This window comes from Streptomyces sp. T39 (assembly GCF_008042045.1).
Taxonomy (GTDB): domain Bacteria; phylum Actinomycetota; class Actinomycetes; order Streptomycetales; family Streptomycetaceae; genus Streptomyces.
In genome coordinates, this window is sequence record NZ_RDBP01000012.1 from 1,640,510 (window position 1) to 1,657,637 (window position 17,128).

The 17,128-nt window shown below is 73.9% G+C and carries 13 protein-coding genes, 1 tRNA gene and 1 pseudogene; 3 read left to right on the top strand and 12 right to left on the bottom strand.

What is annotated here, in order from left to right; translation table 11 throughout:
- On the top strand, positions 1–284 hold a 284-nt coding region (locus EAO77_RS08360), incomplete at its 5' end, for a PucR family transcriptional regulator (protein WP_187283155.1).
- Positions 285–354: 70 nt separating this feature from the next.
- Here EAO77_RS08360 and EAO77_RS08365 read toward each other — a convergent pair.
- The 4 genes from EAO77_RS08365 to EAO77_RS08380 all read right to left on the bottom strand — a co-directional run bounded on the left by EAO77_RS08365 (position 355) and on the right by EAO77_RS08380 (position 5,327).
- Positions 355–930, bottom strand: a complete 576-nt coding sequence (locus tag EAO77_RS08365; RefSeq protein WP_147987404.1) for a TerD family protein — start codon at positions 928–930, stop codon at positions 355–357.
- Between the two features lie 305 nt (positions 931–1,235).
- Positions 1,236–3,206, bottom strand: a complete 1,971-nt coding sequence (locus EAO77_RS08370; RefSeq protein WP_147987405.1) for an ABC transporter permease — start codon at positions 3,204–3,206, stop codon at positions 1,236–1,238.
- Positions 3,207–3,296: 90 nt separating this feature from the next.
- Positions 3,297–3,692: a molybdopterin-binding protein gene (locus EAO77_RS08375; protein WP_147987406.1), complete on the bottom strand. Its 396-nt coding sequence runs from the start codon at positions 3,690–3,692 to the stop codon at positions 3,297–3,299.
- Between the two features lie 276 nt (positions 3,693–3,968).
- Positions 3,969–5,327 carry a chloride channel protein gene (locus tag EAO77_RS08380; protein WP_147987407.1) on the bottom strand — a complete coding sequence of 453 codons (1,359 nt, stop codon included), beginning with the start codon at positions 5,325–5,327 and terminating at the stop codon, positions 3,969–3,971.
- A 330-nt stretch (positions 5,328–5,657) separates the two neighbouring features.
- Here EAO77_RS08380 and EAO77_RS08385 point away from each other — a divergent pair, with 330 nt between their 5' ends.
- On the top strand, positions 5,658–8,810 hold the full coding sequence (locus EAO77_RS08385; protein WP_261993844.1) for a BTAD domain-containing putative transcriptional regulator: 3,153 nt from the start codon (positions 5,658–5,660) through the stop codon (positions 8,808–8,810).
- 84 nt (positions 8,811–8,894) lie between these two features.
- On the opposite strand, the gene EAO77_RS08390 is transcribed toward EAO77_RS08385, so the two are convergent.
- Positions 8,895–9,725, bottom strand: a complete 831-nt coding sequence (locus EAO77_RS08390; protein WP_147987408.1) for an ABC transporter permease — start codon at positions 9,723–9,725, stop codon at positions 8,895–8,897.
- Positions 9,726–9,785: 60 nt separating this feature from the next.
- Positions 9,786–10,745, bottom strand: coding sequence for an ATP-binding cassette domain-containing protein (locus EAO77_RS08395; RefSeq protein WP_147987409.1), 960 nt, complete (start codon positions 10,743–10,745; stop codon positions 9,786–9,788).
- Positions 10,746–11,152: 407 nt separating this feature from the next.
- Here EAO77_RS08395 and trhA point away from each other — a divergent pair, with 407 nt between their 5' ends.
- Complete coding sequence (gene trhA, locus EAO77_RS08400) at positions 11,153–11,899, top strand: PAQR family membrane homeostasis protein TrhA (RefSeq protein ID WP_261993845.1); 747 nt, start codon at positions 11,153–11,155, stop codon at positions 11,897–11,899.
- Positions 11,900–12,048: 149 nt separating this feature from the next.
- Here trhA and EAO77_RS08405 read toward each other — a convergent pair whose 3' ends face one another.
- The 6 genes and pseudogenes from EAO77_RS08405 to mptB all read right to left on the bottom strand — a co-directional run.
- The gene (locus EAO77_RS08405; protein ID WP_147987411.1) at positions 12,049–12,387 is read right to left on the bottom strand and encodes a MerR family transcriptional regulator; all 339 of its coding nucleotides are present in this window, start codon (positions 12,385–12,387) and stop codon (positions 12,049–12,051) included.
- Positions 12,388–13,300: 913 nt separating this feature from the next.
- Positions 13,301–13,374: transfer RNA gene (locus tag EAO77_RS08410), tRNA-Pro, on the bottom strand.
- A 108-nt stretch (positions 13,375–13,482) separates the two neighbouring features.
- Positions 13,483–14,421, bottom strand: a complete 939-nt coding sequence (locus EAO77_RS08415) for a metallophosphoesterase (protein WP_147987412.1) — start codon at positions 14,419–14,421, stop codon at positions 13,483–13,485.
- Between the two features lie 21 nt (positions 14,422–14,442).
- Positions 14,443–15,708, bottom strand: coding sequence for a glycosyltransferase 87 family protein (locus tag EAO77_RS08420; RefSeq protein ID WP_147987413.1), 1,266 nt, complete (start codon positions 15,706–15,708; stop codon positions 14,443–14,445).
- The gene (locus tag EAO77_RS41265) at positions 15,705–16,283 is read right to left on the bottom strand and encodes a hypothetical protein (protein WP_410088563.1); all 579 of its coding nucleotides are present in this window, start codon (positions 16,281–16,283) and stop codon (positions 15,705–15,707) included. Before EAO77_RS41265 ends, EAO77_RS08420 begins: the two co-directional genes overlap by 4 nt.
- 235 nt (positions 16,284–16,518) lie before the next feature.
- Positions 16,519–17,025 (bottom strand): annotated as a pseudogene (gene mptB, locus EAO77_RS41270) (polyprenol phosphomannose-dependent alpha 1,6 mannosyltransferase MptB); the annotation flags it as partial.
- Positions 17,026–17,128 lie beyond the last annotated feature (103 nt).

Genomic DNA, 17,128 nt, shown 5'->3' on the forward strand with positions numbered 1-17,128 from the left:
GCGAGGCCATGGCGGATCTGGTGCGCAGCGCCCTCGGCCCGCTTCGGGAGGCGAGGGGAGGGGCGGAGCCCCTGCTGGACACCCTGCACGCCTACTTCGAGGCGGGGTGCGTGTCGGCCCAGGCGGCGCGCCGGCTCAATCTGAGCGTGCGCGCGCTGACCTACCGGCTCGACCGCATCCACCGGCTGACCGGCACCGATCCGACAAATCCGCAGCACCGCTTCACGCTGCAGACGGCGGCGATCGGGGCACGGCTCCTGGACTGGCCGGCCAAGGAGCTGTGACCCGCCGGTGCGGGCCTCCGGGAAGGAGGCGCCCGCACCGGCCGGACCGGCCGTTCGAGGGGGCCTTCGGTCAGATGTTGACGCCGAAGTCCTGCGCGATGCCGCGCAGGCCGGAGGCGTAACCCTGGCCGACGGCACGGAACTTCCACTCGGCACCGTTGCGGTAGAGCTCGCCGAAGACCATGGCGGTCTCCGTGGAGGCGTCCTCGCTCAGGTCGTAGCGGGCCAGCTCGTTGTTGTCGGCCTGGTTGACGACGCGGATGAACGCGTTGCGGACCTGGCCGAAGGACTGGCTGCGGCTCTCGCCCTCGTGGATCGAGACCGGGAAGACGATCTTGTCGACCTCGGCGGCCACACCCGCGAGGTTGACCTTGATCTGCTCGTCGTCGCCCTCGCCCTCACCGGTGAGGTTGTCACCGGTGTGCTCGACGGAGGCGTCGGGGCTCTTGAGGTTGTTGAAGAAGACGAAGTGCTGGTCGCTGAGGACCTTGCCGTTGGCGTCGACGAGCAGCGCGCTGGCGTCGAGGTCGAAGTCCGTGCCGGTCGTGGTCCGTACGTCCCAGCCGAGACCCACGACGACCGCGGTCAGGCCCGGGGCCTCCTTGGTGAGCGAGACATTGCCGCCCTTGGAAAGGCTGACACCCATGGATATCCCTGCGCAATCCGGCGCGGGCCGCGCCTCTTGACGTTTTCTTTGCCCAACCGAGCCAACGAGCGGCCTCCCGGCGGGGTTCCCCGCAACCGGAGAATTCCGTCCGATGGCCGGATGCGCGCCGTGCCCGGACCGCCACCCCCCGCGCCCGGCGCGCCGTACGAGGCCCCGCCTCGTGCGACGCGTCCGCTCCGGGTCTGCTCTGGGTCCGCTCCGGGCCCGCCCGGCTCCCCGGCCCGCTCCGGTCGGCCCCGCKCCGCCCGGCCACCGCCCGGCCTGCGCCGCCCGGCACCGCCGGGTCACAGCGTCACCGTCGTCACCTCGGTCGCCTTGACGCCCGCCCACACCGCCACCCCGTCGGCCAGGCCGAGTTCCGCAGCGGCCTCGGGCGTGATCTCGGCGACCAGGTCCGGGACCTGCTCCGACCCGACCAGGACCCGGAGCCTGCTGCCCGATGCGGTCACCTCGCGCACGACCCCCGGCCAGACGTTGCGCGGGCTGCCACCGGGCCGTTCCCGGTGCAGCGACACCGCCTCCGGCGCGATGATCGCGAGCGCGGACGCCCCGGCGGGCGGGGGTTCCGCGGCGACGAGCGTCCCGCCGCCCGCGAGATCGAGCCCGTGCGCGGTGGCGGTACCGGCCCACGCGTTGCGCCCCAGCATCCGGGCGACCCAGGGTGAGCGGGGGTGGCGGGTGACCTCCGCGGGCGGGGCGTCCTGCAGGACCCGGCCCTCGTCGAGCACCAGCACCCGGTCCGCGAGCGAGACGGCCTCCACCGGATCGTGCGTGACGATCAGGCAGACCCCGCCGAAGGTGGCCAGATGGGTGCGCAGTTCGTGACGCACCCGCGCCCGGGTGGTCTGGTCGAGGGCGGCGAGCGGCTCGTCGAGCAGGAGCAGCCGGGGGCGGGCGGCCAGCGCGCGGGCGAGGGCCACCCGGCCGGCCTGACCGCCGGAGAGCTGTGTCGGCCTGCGCCCCGCGAGGTGCCCGACGCCGAGCCGGTCCAGCCACTCCTGGGCGCTGCGGCGCGCCGCGGCCCGCCCCACCCCGTGCGCCCGCAGCCCGTAGGCGGTGTTGGCCAGCGCCGTCAGGTGCGGGAACAGGGCCCCGTCCTGCGGCACCCAGGCCACGCCCCGCCGGTGCGGGGGCAGCGCGGACACGTCCTCGTCGCCGAGTCGCAGCACCGCGCGGGAACGCCGTGTGAGCCCGAGCAGGGCGCGCAGCAGGGTCGTCTTCCCCGCCCCGTTCGGCCCGACGACGGCGATGGTCGTGCCCGGTCCGGCCTCCAGGGTCAGGTCGTTGAAGCCCGTCAGCCCGGCCCGCAGCCCCCAACCGCCGCCCGGCGGCTCCTCGGTGTGCCCGGCCGGCTTCACCGGGCCGGCGCCCGTGCCCTCCGCAGGTCCCGGCTCCGTGTCCGGCGGCGGCGTCCGGCCCTGTGCCCGGTCGCGGGGCGCACCGGTCCAGCGGCCCCGCAGCGCGACCAGCACCGCCATGGCGATCACCAGGAGCAGCAGCGACACGGACGTCGCCGCCTCCGGCCGTTCCTGGAGCAGCAGATAGACCTGGAGGGGGAGCGTCTGCGTCGTCCCCGGCAGATTGCCCGCGAAGGTGATCGTCGCACCGAACTCGCCCAGCGCCCGTGCCCAGGTCAGCGCCGCCCCCGCGAGGAGACCGGGCGCCACCATGGGCAGCGTCACCGTGAAGAACACCCGCACCGGCGACGCCCCCAGCGAGGCGGCGGTCTCCTCGTAGCGCGGCCGCAGTCCGCCGAGGGCGCCTTCCAGGCTGATGACCAGGAACGGCATGGCGACGAACGTGGCCGCGAGCACCGCACCCGAGGTGTGGAACGGCAGCGTGATGCCGAACGTGTCCTCCAGCCACGGCCCGAGCAGCCCGCGCCGCCCGAACGCCAGCAGGAGCGCCACCCCGCCGACCGTCGGCGGGAGCACCATCGGCAGGAGGACCAGCGAGCGCACGAGGGCCTTGCCGGGGAACGGCACCCGGGCCAGCAGCCACGCCAGCGGCACTCCGAGCAGCAGCGACAGCCCGAGCGCCCAGAAGGAGACCACCAGGGAGAGGCGGAGCGCCTCGGTGGTCGCGGGATCGGTCAGATGGGCGCCGAGATCCCCCCATTCGGTCCGGGCGAGCACGCCGGCGAGGGGGAGCAGCAGCAGGACGACGGCGAGCAGCGCGGGGATCGCGAGGACGATCGGTGTCCGCGTCCGCGGCCGGTCGCCGGAGCCGGGCCGGGCGGTGCGGCGGAGCTTCATCACGATCCCCGGGCTGGGCGAGGCGCGGCTGCCGGTCGGTCCCCGGTCCGGAACGGGTCCGGCCGGCGCGGCCCCGTCCGGGGGCTGCCGTCAGGTCCGGTCGATGTGGACATTGGTGGACTTCACGCGGGCGGTCGCCTGCATCCCGACCTCCAGTCCGAGCTCCTCCACGGCCTCCCGGGTCAGCAGGGAGACCAGACGGTGGGGTCCGGCCTGGATCTCGACCTGGGCCGCCACGTCGCCGAGCTTCACGGCTGTGACGATGCCGGGGAACGCGTTCCGCGCGGTGGTGTACGGCGTCTCGTCCTCGACGGCGCCGGACTGCCCGACCTCGATCGAGAAGGCCGCCAGATCACGGCCGTCGATCACGCGGCGCCCGCCCTCGTCGCGGTGGGTGGCGACCCGGCCGGCATCGGCCCAGCGGCGCGCGGTGTCCGGGCTGACGCCGAGCAGACGAGCCGCCTGTCCGATGGTGTAGGACTGCATGTGCGTCAACATAGGTCGCTGAGGTTCTCATCTGCAAGCTTTCGTGGCGAGGGACCGCGGTGTCGGGGTGATCCATCACCGCGGTGCCGGGGTGATGGATCACGGCGTTCCGGCTGATGGCCCTCGACGGTCCGGACACCGTCCTCGGCGCTCGGGGTGAGGGTCCACCACGCTCCGCGGGGCCCCGGGGGATGGCCGACGGCGGCCCGGTCACCCTCGCGGGAACTCCGGCCGAGCCCCACGCCTCCGGCCGAGCCCCACGCCTCCGGCCGCGCCCTACGCCTCCGGCCGCGCGGCCGTCCGCGCGCCCGTCCCTGCGCCCGCGCCTCGTTCCTCCTTCGCCGCCGCGTCCCGCCGCGTCAGCAGCTGGGCCGTCAGGAACGCGGTCACCGAGGCGACGACGATCAGCGGCATCTGCTCACGCGCGTCCGGACCGAGCAGCAGAGCCGTGAGCACCGCGCTCGTCAGCGGCAGCCCGGTCACCGTCGCGGCGGCGGCCGCGACGCCGAGGGACAGGCCGGGGGTCACGCCGAGCCCCGGCAGTCCCGCGCACGCGATGCCGACGGCGGCGCCCAGCAGCACCGAGGGGAAGATGGGTCCGCCGCGCAGACTGCCCAGGCAGATGCCCCATGCCACGCCCTTGCACACGACCAGCGCGATCAGCGCGGACACCGGCCAGGCGTGCGGGTTCTCGGCGAGCGCGGCGAGGGTGGCCTGGCCGGACAGCGCCGCCTCCTCGGGGGAGCGCCCGGTGATCAGCGCGTAGGCGGTGAGGCATCCGGCGACCGCGAGGGCGCAGACCACCGTGCGCACCGCCGTCTGCCGTCCCGTCCACTCCAGCACCCGCCGGCCCAGACCGCGCCCGGCGGTGAGGACGACCCCGATCAGTACGGCGGCGGGTACGCCCCACAGGAAGTCGCCGGCGTCGGGTCCGACGGCCGGCGGCACGGTCGGCAGGCTGAGCGCACCGATCGTCAGTCCCGTCCACTGGCCGAAGCCGGTGAAGACCAGGGCGCCGGCCGCGCTGGCGAGCAGGCAGGGCAGCAGCAGCGCGACGAGCTGCGCGCCGGCGATGCCCGCCGCCTCGATCACCATGATCGACGCGACGATCGGACCGCCGAGGATCGTGGAGATGGCGGCCGTCGACCCGGCCGTGGCGATCACCAGACTCGCCTTCGGATCGGGGTCCGCCTTCATGATCCGTACCGAGAGCAGCGCCAGCGCACTGCCCACGGCCATCAGCGGGGCCTCGGGGCCCAGCACCACACCCAGCGGGAGGGTGGCCAGGGCGATGAACGCCACGCCCGGCAGCTCCCTCGGGCCGATCGGCGGACCGCCGAGACCGTGCACGGGGATGTGGCCGCCCGCTCCCCGCGTCCGGGTGATGATCGGCGCCGCGATCAGCCCGGCCAGCGCCAGCGTGGGAAGCGGCCACCACCACGGGGCCCGGTCGTAGCCGGCCGCCTCGGGCAGCGACTCCCACACCCAGTGCTGCATCTCGTGCTGAAAGCCGACGAAGAAGAAGCAGGCGAGCGAGATGGGCACCCCGAGCAGGACCGACAGCAGCAGCAGTCGCAGATAGCCGCGGCTGAGCAGGGTCCGGCGCAGCGCGGACGTCTCGGACGGGGGCGTCACGCCTGCTCCGTCCCACCCGGGAGACGCCGCCGCGCGGGGCCGGGTGGTCTCCGAGCCTTCGACGTGGCCACGTTCGCCCTCCAGTGGTTCGCCGTTGTGTCGGGCACCGGTTGACTGCCCCCGTACACGATGCACTCATGAACCCGGCAAAACGGGCGCCCTCGCCTTCGTGTCGCCCCGGAGCTCACGGAGCGGCCGCCGGGGCGCGCGGGCGAGGGCGCCGCCCGGTGCCGGAATCCCTTTACCGGGAGCGCCGCCTTGCGTGATGCTGGCCCGGCGCCGGAGGCGTGATCGTGATCGCAGGACCGAACGGTCCGGAGGGGGGCCGCCGTGGTGCGCGTGGAGTTGCTCGGTCCGGTACAGGTGCACACCGGCGACGGGACGCCGGTCGAGGTGGGGGGCGCCCGGCTGCGGATGCTCCTCGCCAGGCTCGCCCTGGAAGAGGGCCGGACGGTGTCCACCGCCGCGCTCGTCGACGGTCTGTGGGGGGAGGAGCCGCCCGCCGACGCGGCCAACGCGCTGCAGGCGCTGGTGTCGCGGCTGCGCAGGGCGCTGCGCGGGCACGCGACGGTGGAGTCCGTGCCCGGTGGCTACCGGATCCCGTTGCGGGCCGAGGACGTGGACGTGCACCGCTTCGAGGACCTGATCGCCCGTGGCAGGCGGGAACTCGCCGCCGGCCGGGCCGGCGAGGCGGCCACGCTGCTCGCGGCGGCGCTCGGACTGTGGCGGGGGGCGGCACTCTCCGACGTCCTCGACGCCCCGTTCACCGGCCCCGTCGCCACCCGTCTCGACGATCTGCGCACCGCGGCGGCGGAGGACCGCTTCGACGCGGAGCTGCGGCTCGGACGGCACGGCGAGGTGCTGTCCGACCTCGAAGCGGAAGGTGCGCGGCGGCCGTTGAGCGAGCGGGTCGCCGGGCTGCGGATGCGGGCCCTGTCCGCGGCCGGACGGCAGTCCGACGCGCTCCAGGTGTACGAGGCGGTACGCGAGCGCCTCGCGGACGAGCTGGGGGTCGACCCGGACGCCGGCCTGAGGGAGATCCATCTGTCCCTGCTGCGCGGTGAGCTGAGGACGCCCGCCGAGCGGTCCGAGGCCGCCCCGAGCCGCCTCCCGGCCAGGCTGACCAGTTTCGTCGGCCGTGAGAAGGAGCTGCGGCAGATGGCGGGGCATCTGACGCGCAGCCGGCTCGTCACCGTCGTCGGCCCCGGTGGCGCGGGCAAGACCCGGCTCTCCATCGAGGCCGCCACCCGCGACCGGGCCCACGAGCGCGGCCGGGTCCGGTTCGTGCCGCTCGCCGGTGTGAGCGCCCCGGACCAGCTGGCCGACGCCGTACTCGGCGCCCTCAGCTCCACCGACGGCCGCCTCTACGACGCCGGCCAGGGGGAGCGGACGACCCCGGTCGAGCGCATGGCCTCCCTCTTCGGCAGCGGGGACGCCCTCCTCCTGCTCGACAACTGCGAACACCTCGTCGAGGCCGCGGCCGACCTCGCCGCCGCCCTCCTCGACCGGCTCCCGGAACTGCGGATACTCGCCACCAGCCGCGAGGCGCTCGCCATCACCGGCGAGTCGCTGTGCCACCTCGGACCGCTCGGCGTGCCGACGGGATCACCGGAGCCCGACGAGGCCGCGCAGTCGCCCGCCGTCCGTCTCTTCGTCGACCGGGCCGCCGGAGTCCGGCCCGGCTTCACGCTCGACGACTCCACCCTCGAGCCCGTGGTCGAGATCTGCCGGCGGCTCGACGGCATCCCGCTCGCCCTGGAACTGGCCGCGGCGAAGCTCCGCTCGATGAGCGTCGACCAGATCGAGAGCCGACTCGACGACCGCTTCCGCCTCCTCGCGTCGGGCAGCCGCACCGCCCTGCCCCGGCAGCGCACGCTGCTCGCGCTCGTCGAATGGAGCTGGGACCTGCTCGACGAACCCGAGCGCGTCCTCGCCCGCAGACTGTCGGTGTTCCCCGGCGGCGCGACCGTCCCCGCCCTCGAAGCGGTGTGCGCGGACCCGTCGCTGCCGGCCGCCGACATCCCGTACGTCCTGGACGCCCTGGTCGAGAAGTCGCTGGTCACCCTCGACGACGGGGCCGGCGGGCCGCGCTACCGGATGCTGGAGACCGTGCGCGCCTACGCGGCGAGGCAGCTCGCCGCGAACGAGTCCGCCGAGGCCGTGGTCCGGCGCTTCGCCGCGTACTTCCTGGCCCTCGCGGAGGAGCACGAGCCCCGGCTCCGCACCCGTGAACAGCTGCACGCCATAGAGGTCTTCGACGCCGAGCACGACAATCTCGTCCTCGCGCTGCGCTCGGTCGCCGACACCCGGGACGAGGGCCTGGCGGCACGCTTCGCCGGGGCGATGTTCTGGTACTGGGGGATCAGGGGGATGAGCTCCCGGCTCGACACCCACCTGGCGGAAGCAGGCGGGCATCCGGCACACGCACCCCGTTCCGCGGCGGAGGGGAACGGCGAACGGCCGTCGGCCGACGGCGAGTCGGCGACGGCACGGGAGTTCCACCCGGCCGCGCTGCTTCTGCGGATGTCCCGGCTCTCCTTCCCCGCCGGAGTGCCGGGGCCGGACGGGACGGAGGGCGCCGACCCCCTCCGCTCGCCCGACCCCTGGGTGCGGGCGAGTGCCCACCTGGCGCGGGACTTCGCCCTCACCGAACAGGGCGACCTGGTCACCGGAGCGGGGTCCCGGGCCGAGGCACTGCGCTGCTTCGAAGAGGTCGGCGACCGCTGGGGCCTGGTGATGAGCCTGCTGCCGGTCGGCCGCGACCACTCCCTGCGCGGCGAGTACCCCCGGGCCATCGCGACCTTCGAACGGATCGTGGCACTCAGCTCCGAACTCGGCACCGAGGACTACCTCTACCTCAGCAAGACCCGGCTCGCCCGCGAGCGCCGGCGCAGCGGCGATCTGGCGGGGGCGTTCCGCGATCTGCACGCCGCGCACCGGCAGGCCCGCGAGCGCGGGCACCTGCGCCTGGAGGCCAACATCCTCGTCGGCCTGGCCAATGTGCACCGGCGGGCGGGTGACCTGGCACAGGCCGACGCGACCCTCGACCGTCTGGAGGCGCTGAGCGCACGGCGCCCCTCCCTCCGCCAGACGGCCCGTGACCTGATCGTCAGCACCCGGATCGAGAACCGTCTCGCCGAAGGGGACGCCGTGCGGGCCAGAGCCCTGCTGCCCGAGGCGGCCGGTTCACTGTTCGGCCAGGGAGCGGGCGCGGCGCTCGCCTGGGTCGCCGAACTCCTCGGCGGCCTGCGGACGGTGGAGGGTGCCCCCGAGGAGGGTGCCAGATCGCTCGGCATGAGCCAGGTGATGCGCGGCGCGTTCGACCGGGGCGAGCCCGAATGGCGCGAGCTGATCGACCGCCTGGAGGCGACGCTGGGCGAGGAGGGCTTCACGAGGGCTTTCGACGAGGGGGCCGCCTGCTCCCGCGAGGACGCGCTGCGATGGCTGGAGGCGGAGAGCATGCGGGCGGCGCCGCGGTCCTGACGGGCCACGCGGTCACGACGGCGGCCGGGCGGGGTGCGCACTCACGGTGCGCACCCCGCCCGGCCGTTCCCTTCCGCCGGGGCGTCAGCCGGCGCTCTTGCGGTAGGCGCGCATGGCCAGCGGGAAGAAGACCACGATCACACCGCCCATCCAGGCCAGGGTGCCGGCCAGCGAACCCGCGACCGGGCCGCCGTTGAGCAGCCCGCGGACGGCGTCGGACACCAGGGAGACGGGGTTGACGTCGGACCAGGCCTGGAGCCAGCCGGCCATGTCGTCCCTGGGCACGAACACGTTGCTGGCGAAGGTGAGCGGAAGGATCAGGATGGTCATCAGGCCCTGTACGGAGGTGGGGTTCTTGATGAGCATGCCGAGGTAGACCGAGATCCAGGAGAAGCTGAGGGCGAAGCCCACGAGCAGCGCCAGCGCGGCGAGCGAGGCGGCCGGCCCGGTCTCGACCCGGTAGCCCATGACCAGGGCGAGGACGATCAGGGTGCCCAGGCAGACGACGTAGCGCACGATGTCGGCCAGGACGGCGCCGATCAGGGGACTGGAGCGGGCGATCGGCATGCTGCGGAAGCGGTCGAAGATGCCGGTACTGGCGTCCGCGCAGAGCGAGGCCCCGATGCCCACGCTGGCCTGGAAGACGGCCATGACCATGACCCCCGGTGTGACGAGCTGCAGATACCGGTCGGTGTCGCCGCCGGACATGGCCTCCCCGAAGAGGTAGATGAACATCAGCAGGCTGATGATCGGGGTGAGGATCACATCGACCAGCTGGATCGGCGACTTCATGAACTTGGTGACGCCACGGCCGGCGAGGGCGAGGCTGTGCTGGGCGGTCTGCGCAAGGCCGACGCGGCCGGGCAGTTCGGCGGCGGCGCTCAGGGGCTGCGTGCTGAGGGTCCGGGTGCTCATGACGGGGTCCTCTCGGGGACGTCTGCGGGGCGGGGAAGGAGACAGGGTCGGGCGGGGGTCTCAGACGGTGACGGGCCGGGCGTCGTCCGCGGCGGCGGCGTGTCCGGTCAGGGCGAGGAAGACCTCGTCCAGGCTGGGGAGCCGCAGTCCGAGTTCGTCGGCGGTGATGCCGGCGCCGTCCAGGCGGCGGGCGACCGCGGCGACGATCAGAGGCTCGTCGGCGGGCACGGTCAGGACGCCGGAGTCCTGGTTGGGGGCGTGCCCGGTCAGCTCGGAGAGGATCCCGGCGACCTGCGGCACATCGGTGGCCACGGTGGGGCGGACCTGGAGGATCTGGCCGCCGACACGGCGCTTGAGTTCACCGGGGCGGCCCTCGGCGACCTTGCGGCCCTTGTCGAAGACGGTGATGGAGTCGGCGAGCTGGTCCGCCTCCTCCAGGTACTGCGTGGTGAGCAGCACCGTGGAGCCGTCGGCGACCAGTTGCCGCACCACGTCCCAGACCTCCTGCCGGGCGTGCGGGTCCAGGCCGGTGGTGGGTTCGTCCAGGTAGAGCACCTGGGGCCGGCCGACCAGGGAGGCGGCCAGGTCCAGACGCCGCCGCATGCCGCCGGAGAAGGTGGCGATCGGCTTGCGGGCGGCCTCGGTGAGCGAGAACTTCTCCAGCAGTTCCGCCGCACGTGCCTTCGCGTCCCGCCGGGACAGACCGAGCAGCCGGGCGATGAGCACCAGGTTCTCCGCGCCGGACAGGGTCTCGTCCACGGAGGCGTACTGCCCCGTCAGCCCGATCAGCTGCCGGACCCTGACGGGGTCCTTGACGATGTCGTGGCCGCCGACCGTGGCGTGTCCGCCGTCGGGACGCATCAGCGTGGCCAGGATGCGCACGGTGGTGGTCTTTCCGGCGCCGTTGGGCCCCAGGACGCCGACGACCTTGCCGGCCGGGACCTCCAGGTCGACGCCGTCCAGGGCGGTGAAATCGCCGTACTTCTTGACCAGTCCCTCGGCCCGGATCGCATATGTCATGTTCGGCAACTCCTCGTCAGGTCCTCGTCGTTCTCGACGACCCTGACGATGCCGGGCCTCGCTGACAGGCCCCGGCCGACGGCCTGACACCGTCCGCCCACCGCTGTCAGCCCGTGTCAGGGGCCTGACCCGCTTTCGTGTCCGTGCGTGCCGGCGGCCCGGGCAGCACCGCCGGCCGGCGCTCGGCCGTTCCGGCGATCCGCGACGTCCACGGCCCCTGGTTCTCGGCGGGCAGCCGGGACCGGAGGCGCGAGGCGACGGGACCGGCCGCGTGCGATCGGTGGGCCCTGGCGACTTCCGCTTCGGCCGGTTCCTAGCATGTGCACATGGAAGCCAGAGGAACTCAGCGGTCCGATGCGGAACGGGAAGCAGCGTCCCGAGACGGTGCCGACGCCCGTCCGGTTTCCGTGCCGAGGGGAGAGGGACGAGAGTCCACCGGCCCCTCCTCGGGACCGCACCGGGACGAGACCGCCGAGGGCTCCCATCCGGTCGCCGATCTGGTGGAGCGGGCAGCCGACCTGGTGGAACCGATCAAGCCGAAACTGCGTGGCTGGCTGCACGCAGGCATGGTCCCCGCGTCGCTCGCCGCGGGCATCGTCCTCATCTGCCTGGCAGGGACACCGCAGGCCGTGCTGGCCTGCACCGTGTACGCCGTCACGGCCTGGCTGCTGTTCGGGACCAGCGCCGTGTACCACCTCGGCACCTGGGGACCGCTGGGCGAGGCCGTTCTGCGCCGTCTCGACCACGCCAACATCTTCCTGATCATCGCCGGCACGTGCACCCCGCTCGCCGTGGCCCTGCTCTCCCGCGACCAGTGGACCGTCCTGCTGTGGATCGTGTGGACGGGCGCTCTGGCCGGCATCGCCTTCCGCGTCCTGTGGGTCGGAGCTCCCCGCTGGCTGTACACCCCCTGCTACCTGGCCCTGGGCTGGGCGCCCGTGCGATACCTGCCCGACTTCCTCCACAGCGGCGGAGCGGCGGTGGTCTCCCTGATCGTGACCGGCGGGCTTCTGTACAGCGCGGGCGCGGTCGTCTACGCCCTGCAACGCCCCAACCCCTCGCCCCGCTTCTTCGGATTCCACGAGGTCTTCCACGCGCTGACCGTCGCCGCCTTCACCGCGCACTGCATCGCCATTTTCCTCGCCACCTCCTGACCGGGGTGACGTTCCGACGCCTGTCGTGCGCTTCGTCCCCGGCGGCCCGACACGAGGGCCCACCTCGCGCGGCCCTCTGCTCGTGGGTGACCCGCCGCCAGGTTCTCGGGCTGCACCCGTCGGTCGAACCCATGGCGGGCGGACTCACCTCACACCGAGGCCGGTGGCGCGTCGGATGTGACGGCGCGGCGGTATGCGGCGTTGATGCGCTGGGCCTCTTCGAGCTGGTCCTCGAGGACGATGATGCGGCAGGCGGCCTCGATCGGTGTGCCCTGGTCGACGAGTTCGCGGGCGCGGGCGGCGATCCGCAACTGGTAGCGGGAGTAACGGCGGTGGCCGCCCTCGGAACGCAGCGGGGTGATGAGGCGGGCTTCGCCGATGGCGCGGAGGAATCCCTGTGTGGCGCCGAGCATTTCGGCGGCCCTGCCCATGGTGTAGGCGGGGTAGTCGTCGTCGTCGAGTCGGTCGTACGCGTCGTCTGCTGTCATTTGCACCTCTTTGGGGAACACATGGAGGGGCCCTGGTGCCGTACTGGCACCAGGGCCCCGAAGGAACTACTACACCACCTGCCGGCCCTGACACTGCGCCGGCGTTCTGTGTCCGCGCACCCGACCGGAACGGCGTCGGGGTTGCGGGGATCGCGGTTGCTTGACCGGAGACCACCTCACTGTCGATGTCCTGCGGTACCCGGCGCCGAGACCTCCGGCCGGGCGATCCTGATGGCGCTGCGCTCCTCCGTTCTTCCTCGGTGAACCGCCCCTGACTGCGGGGCACTGCTGGAACATCCCGGTGCGTGCGTCCGCAGCCGACGCCTTCACCAGGGGTACTGCTCATCGACTCACTGCGGGGTACTGCGTACTGCACTCACGGGCACCGCACCTGCTTCGACCGCGGTCCCGCCGTGGCGGCCCCTGATCACTGCGGGCCACCCGGTCCGGCCGCCAGTCCCGTCGCCGTCCTGCGAAAGCCCTGGCTTCGAAACTCCGCCGCCGCACCGTCCTGCGAACTGCAACCGGCTGTGCTGCCGGTACTGCGTGCCCGGCAGTCCGTATCTGCCGGGCCCTGTCTGTCTCTCTGGGCTACGAGAGAAACCATAGCCACGCGGACACCTAATGTCTACTCCGGCCGACATAGATTTTTGTGTGTCCGGTGGGCAGGTAATCGACCTTGTGCAGGGCATGGCGGGAGGGTGCGGTCGGCCGGCCCCGGGCGGCAGCGGTGAGGTGCGGGGTGGGGGACGCGCGGTCCGCTGCTCCGTCGTTCGACCCGGGTCCATCGCCCCCGGGCCCGGCGGACCGTAGAGCGCCCTGCGGCCCGTAGAGCGGGGGAGCCGGACCCGGAAAACACTCAGGGGCCTGATCCGCTTCCGCGGATCAGGCCCCTGATGTGGTGTTTCGGCTGTCGGGGTGGCGGGATTTGAACCCACGACCTCTTCGTCCCGAACGAAGCGCGCTGCCAAGCTGCGCTACACCCCGATGTCGCCCACTGTCCCGGCGACGTCGTTTACTCTAGCCCACCCGCGCCGTGAGACGAAATCCGGTTTCGCGGTGCCCGCGGCCCGGGGCCGCGGGCACCACGTGGGGTCAGTCCTTGGCGGTCAGGGTCAGCAGCGTCGCCTCCGGGGGGCAGGCGAAGCGCACCGGGGTGTAGCGGCTCGTGCCGCAGCCCGCCGAGACGTGGAGGTAGGCGGTGTTGCCCTCGCTGCGATGCGTGGACAGGCCCTTCACCCGGTCCGTGTCCAGGTCGCAGTTGGTGACCAGGGCGCCGTAGAAGGGGATGCACAGCTGCCCGCCGTGGGTGTGGCCGGCGAGGACGAGCGGGTAGCCGTCGGAGGTGAAGGCGTCCAGGCTGCGCAGGTAGGGGGCGTGCACCACGGCCACGGACAGGTCCGCGCCCTTCTCCGGGCCGCCGGCGACCAACTCGTAGCGGTCGCGCTTGATGTGCGGGTCGTCGAGGCCGGTGAAGGCGAGCTCGGCGCCCTCCAGCTTGAGGCGGCCCCGGGTGTTGGTCAGGTCGAGCCAGCCGGCCGCGTCGAAGGCGTCCCGCAGGTCCTCCCACGGGTTGTGGACGACGCCGACGGCGGGCGCGTTGCCGTTGAGGCCGTGGCGTCCCTGGGCCTTCTCCAGGAGGTAGCGGGCCGGGTTGCGGAGCGTGGGGCCGTAGTAGTCGTTGGAGCCGAAGACGTAGACCCCGGGGTACTCCATCAGCGGGCCGAGGGCGTCCAGCACCTCGGGGACCCCCTCCGGATCGGAGAGGTTGTCGCCGGTGTTGACGACGAAGTCCGGACGCAGCCCGGCCAGGGACTGGAGCCACGCGCGCTTCTTCCGCTGCCCGCTCACCATGTGGATGTCGGAGACCTGGAGCACTCGCAGCGGACGCATGCCGCGCGGCAGGACCGGCACCGTGACCCGGCGGAGCCGGAAGGAGCGGGCTTCGAAGCCGGCGGCGTAGGCGAGGCCGGCGGCGCCGGCCGCCGCGATTCCTGCGGTGATTTTCAGGGGCGTCCCGTAGCGTGCGCGCATGCGACCCATGGTCGCAGACGCTCACCGGGTGCGAAGTCGAGGGCGGGCGGCCGGCGGACCGGCGCCGGCAGCCTCCCGGCCCCCGCTCCCCGGCCGTACGGGCGGCCGGACCGGAAGGGCGCACAGCAGGCCGAGCGAGATCCAGACGTAGAGGTTGCCGCCGAGGAAGCCGTCGACCCCCGACGCATCGGCGCTCCAGAGCCATACGAGGCTGCTGCTCAGCAGCACCGGCAGCGCGACGGCGCACACCGTCAGCCGCCGCCCCGTTCCGGCCGGTGCCCGGAGCGCCGCACCCGCGAGGACGGCGAGGGCCGGCGTCAGCCAGACCAGATGGTGCACCCAGGTGACGGGGCTGATGAGACAGGCGAGCACGCCGGTGAGCGCGAAGCCGGCCGGGTGGTCCCCGGCGGTGTGGGCCCGGCGGGCGCGGACGGCCCACACCGTCAGCAGCGCCACGACGCCCGCGGCCCACACCACCCGGTCCGGTTCGTACGGCTCGGCCAGCCGGGCCAGCACCCCCTGCCATGACTGGTTGGAGACATAGGCGAGCGAGCCGACCCGTTCCGTGTTCCACAGGGCGTCGGTCCAGTAGGTGAGCGAGGCACCCGGCGCCGCCCAGGCAGCGAGCACGGTGGCGCCGAGTGCCACGGCCGCGGCGTTCGCGGCGGCCCGCCGCCTGCGCCCCAGCAGCAGCCAGCCGATGAAGACGGCGGGGGTCAGCTTGATCGCGGCGGCGATCCCGATGCCGGCGCCCGCCCAGCGGGCCGCCGTGCCCCCGCGGGCCAGCAGCCGGGTGTCCGCCAGGACCAGGGCGAGCAGCAGCAGGTTGACCTGCCCGAAGCTGACCGTGTCACGGACCGGCTCCAGCAGGGCGTACCCGCACACGGCGACGGCGAGGGCGTACCACGGTGTCCAGCCGCGCGCGCGGATCACCGGGCCGACCGTCCAGCGCACGATCAGCACCGCGGCGGCGGCGTTGAGCAGCAGCGTGATCGCGACGGCCGCGGGCCAGGAGGTCAGCGCCAGCGGCAGCATGCACAGCGCGGCGAACGGCGGATAGGTGAAGCCGTACCGGGACCCCGGCACCAGGTAGTCGTAGAGCGCGCCGCCGTCCGTCCAGTGACGGACGGCCCCGTGGTAGACGCCGAGGTCGAACCAGCCGCGGTGCAGCGGCACCGTCGCCAGGAACAACAGCACGCTGCTGCCCAGGACGGTGACCAGCGCCAGCCGCCCGCGTGTCGTCACGGGCCGGTGCGGGGCACGCCGCGCGGTCTCCCGTGGTGTCATGCGGTGCTCCCCAGGGGCCGGTGTGCCGGAAGACGGGCCTGCCGGTGCGCACCCCACGCAGCCGCCAGTGCGAGCAGCCCGCCGGCGCCGGCGAGCGCCAACTGCTCGCCGGTGGGGGCGAATCCGCTCGGCGTCACGGCGAGGGCGAGAAGCGCGCTGGCACCCGTGGCGGCCCGGCGCAGGGTCCGCCCGGGTCCGGTCGCGGCGATCAGGAAGAGCCCCCACAGTACGTACCACGGCCGTATCGCCGGACCGAGCAGCGCCACGGCGAGCAGGCTGAGCCCGACGGCGTGGGCCGGACGCGGCAGACGGTGGCGGCGCCAGGCGAGGGTGACGGCGACGGCGGTGGCCGCGAGCCCGAGCAGCTGCCAGGCGGGCACGGCGTGCCGGGCGAACTCCGCAGGTCCGTCGCCGGCGGCGGTCAGCAACGCGGCGCTCAACCGGCCGAGGGACGCGGTGAGGGCCCAGTTGCCGGGGGAGGCCGGGGTGTCCAGGGCGTGCAGCCAGCCGTAGCCGGTGCCGGCCACGGCGGTCGTGATCGCCGTGGTCGTCCCGCCCGCCGCCACGACCGCCACGACCGCAGCGGCGCGGGGGGGCCCGCACCCACGGCCCGGCCGACCGCCCGCCCTCACCGGGCGCCCCCGGGCGCGGTGTGCGGCGGGACGACAGCACGACGACCGCGAGCAGACCGAGTGCCGCGGGCGCCTTCACCAGGGCGGCCAGGGTGATCAGCACCGTGCCGCCGAGGTGTCTGCCGTCGAGCGCGGCGACGAGTCCCGCGCTCAGCAGACCGAGCATGACCGCGTCGTTGTGCGCGCCGCCGACCAGGTGGAGCAGGACCAGCGGGTTGAGCGCGCCGAGCCAGAGCGCGACGGAGGGGTCGGTGCCGCAGTGCCGTGCGAGCCGGAGCAGGCAGGACGTCATGAGGGCCACACCGCACAGGGCGACGAACCGCATGCCCAGCACCCCGCCGACGATGTCGGCCGGGGAGGGACGGGAGCCGTCGTGGTCGGTGACGGCGGCTGCCAGGGCGAGGGCGACGGGGCCGTACGGCGCCGGGGTGTCGCGCCACAGCGGCGCGACCTCGGCGAGCAGCGGTCCGCCGAGGCGGGAGGGCCCGTGCGCGTACACGTCCAGGTGCGCGTCGACCATCGCGCCCTGCGCGAGGTAGCTGTAGACGTCCCTGCTGAACAGCGGCGGTGCGGCCAGCAGCGGCGCCGCCCACAGCACCAGCGTCGCGACGAGCTCACGCGGGCCCGGCGGCCGCGGCTCCCGTACGGCGAGGCCGAGGAGAACCCAGCCCGTGGTCAGCAGCACCAGCCCGAAGTAGGCCGCCGCCAGCCCGAACGCCGCCGCCCCCGGGCCCGGGGGCGGCGGCGTTCGGGCTGGCGGCGGCCTACTTCGGGCTGGTGCTGCTGAC

Excerpts from the sequence above, each read along its gene's own strand:
- EAO77_RS08365 (WP_147987404.1), bottom strand. The coding sequence starts at position 930 with ATGGGTGTCAGCCTTTCCAAGGGCGGCAATGTCTCGCTCACCAAGGAG.
- EAO77_RS08370 (WP_147987405.1), bottom strand. The coding sequence starts at position 3,206 with ATGAAGCTCCGCCGCACCGCCCGGCCCGGCTCCGGCGACCGGCCGCGG.
- EAO77_RS08375 (WP_147987406.1), bottom strand. The coding sequence starts at position 3,692 with ATGCAGTCCTACACCATCGGACAGGCGGCTCGTCTGCTCGGCGTCAGC.
- EAO77_RS08390 (WP_147987408.1), bottom strand. The coding sequence starts at position 9,725 with ATGAGCACCCGGACCCTCAGCACGCAGCCCCTGAGCGCCGCCGCCGAA.
- EAO77_RS08395 (WP_147987409.1), bottom strand. The coding sequence starts at position 10,745 with ATGACATATGCGATCCGGGCCGAGGGACTGGTCAAGAAGTACGGCGAT.
- EAO77_RS08405 (WP_147987411.1), bottom strand. The coding sequence starts at position 12,387 with ATGACAGCAGACGACGCGTACGACCGACTCGACGACGACGACTACCCC.
- EAO77_RS08415 (WP_147987412.1), bottom strand. The coding sequence starts at position 14,421 with ATGCGCGCACGCTACGGGACGCCCCTGAAAATCACCGCAGGAATCGCG.
- EAO77_RS08420 (WP_147987413.1), bottom strand. The coding sequence starts at position 15,708 with ATGACACCACGGGAGACCGCGCGGCGTGCCCCGCACCGGCCCGTGACG.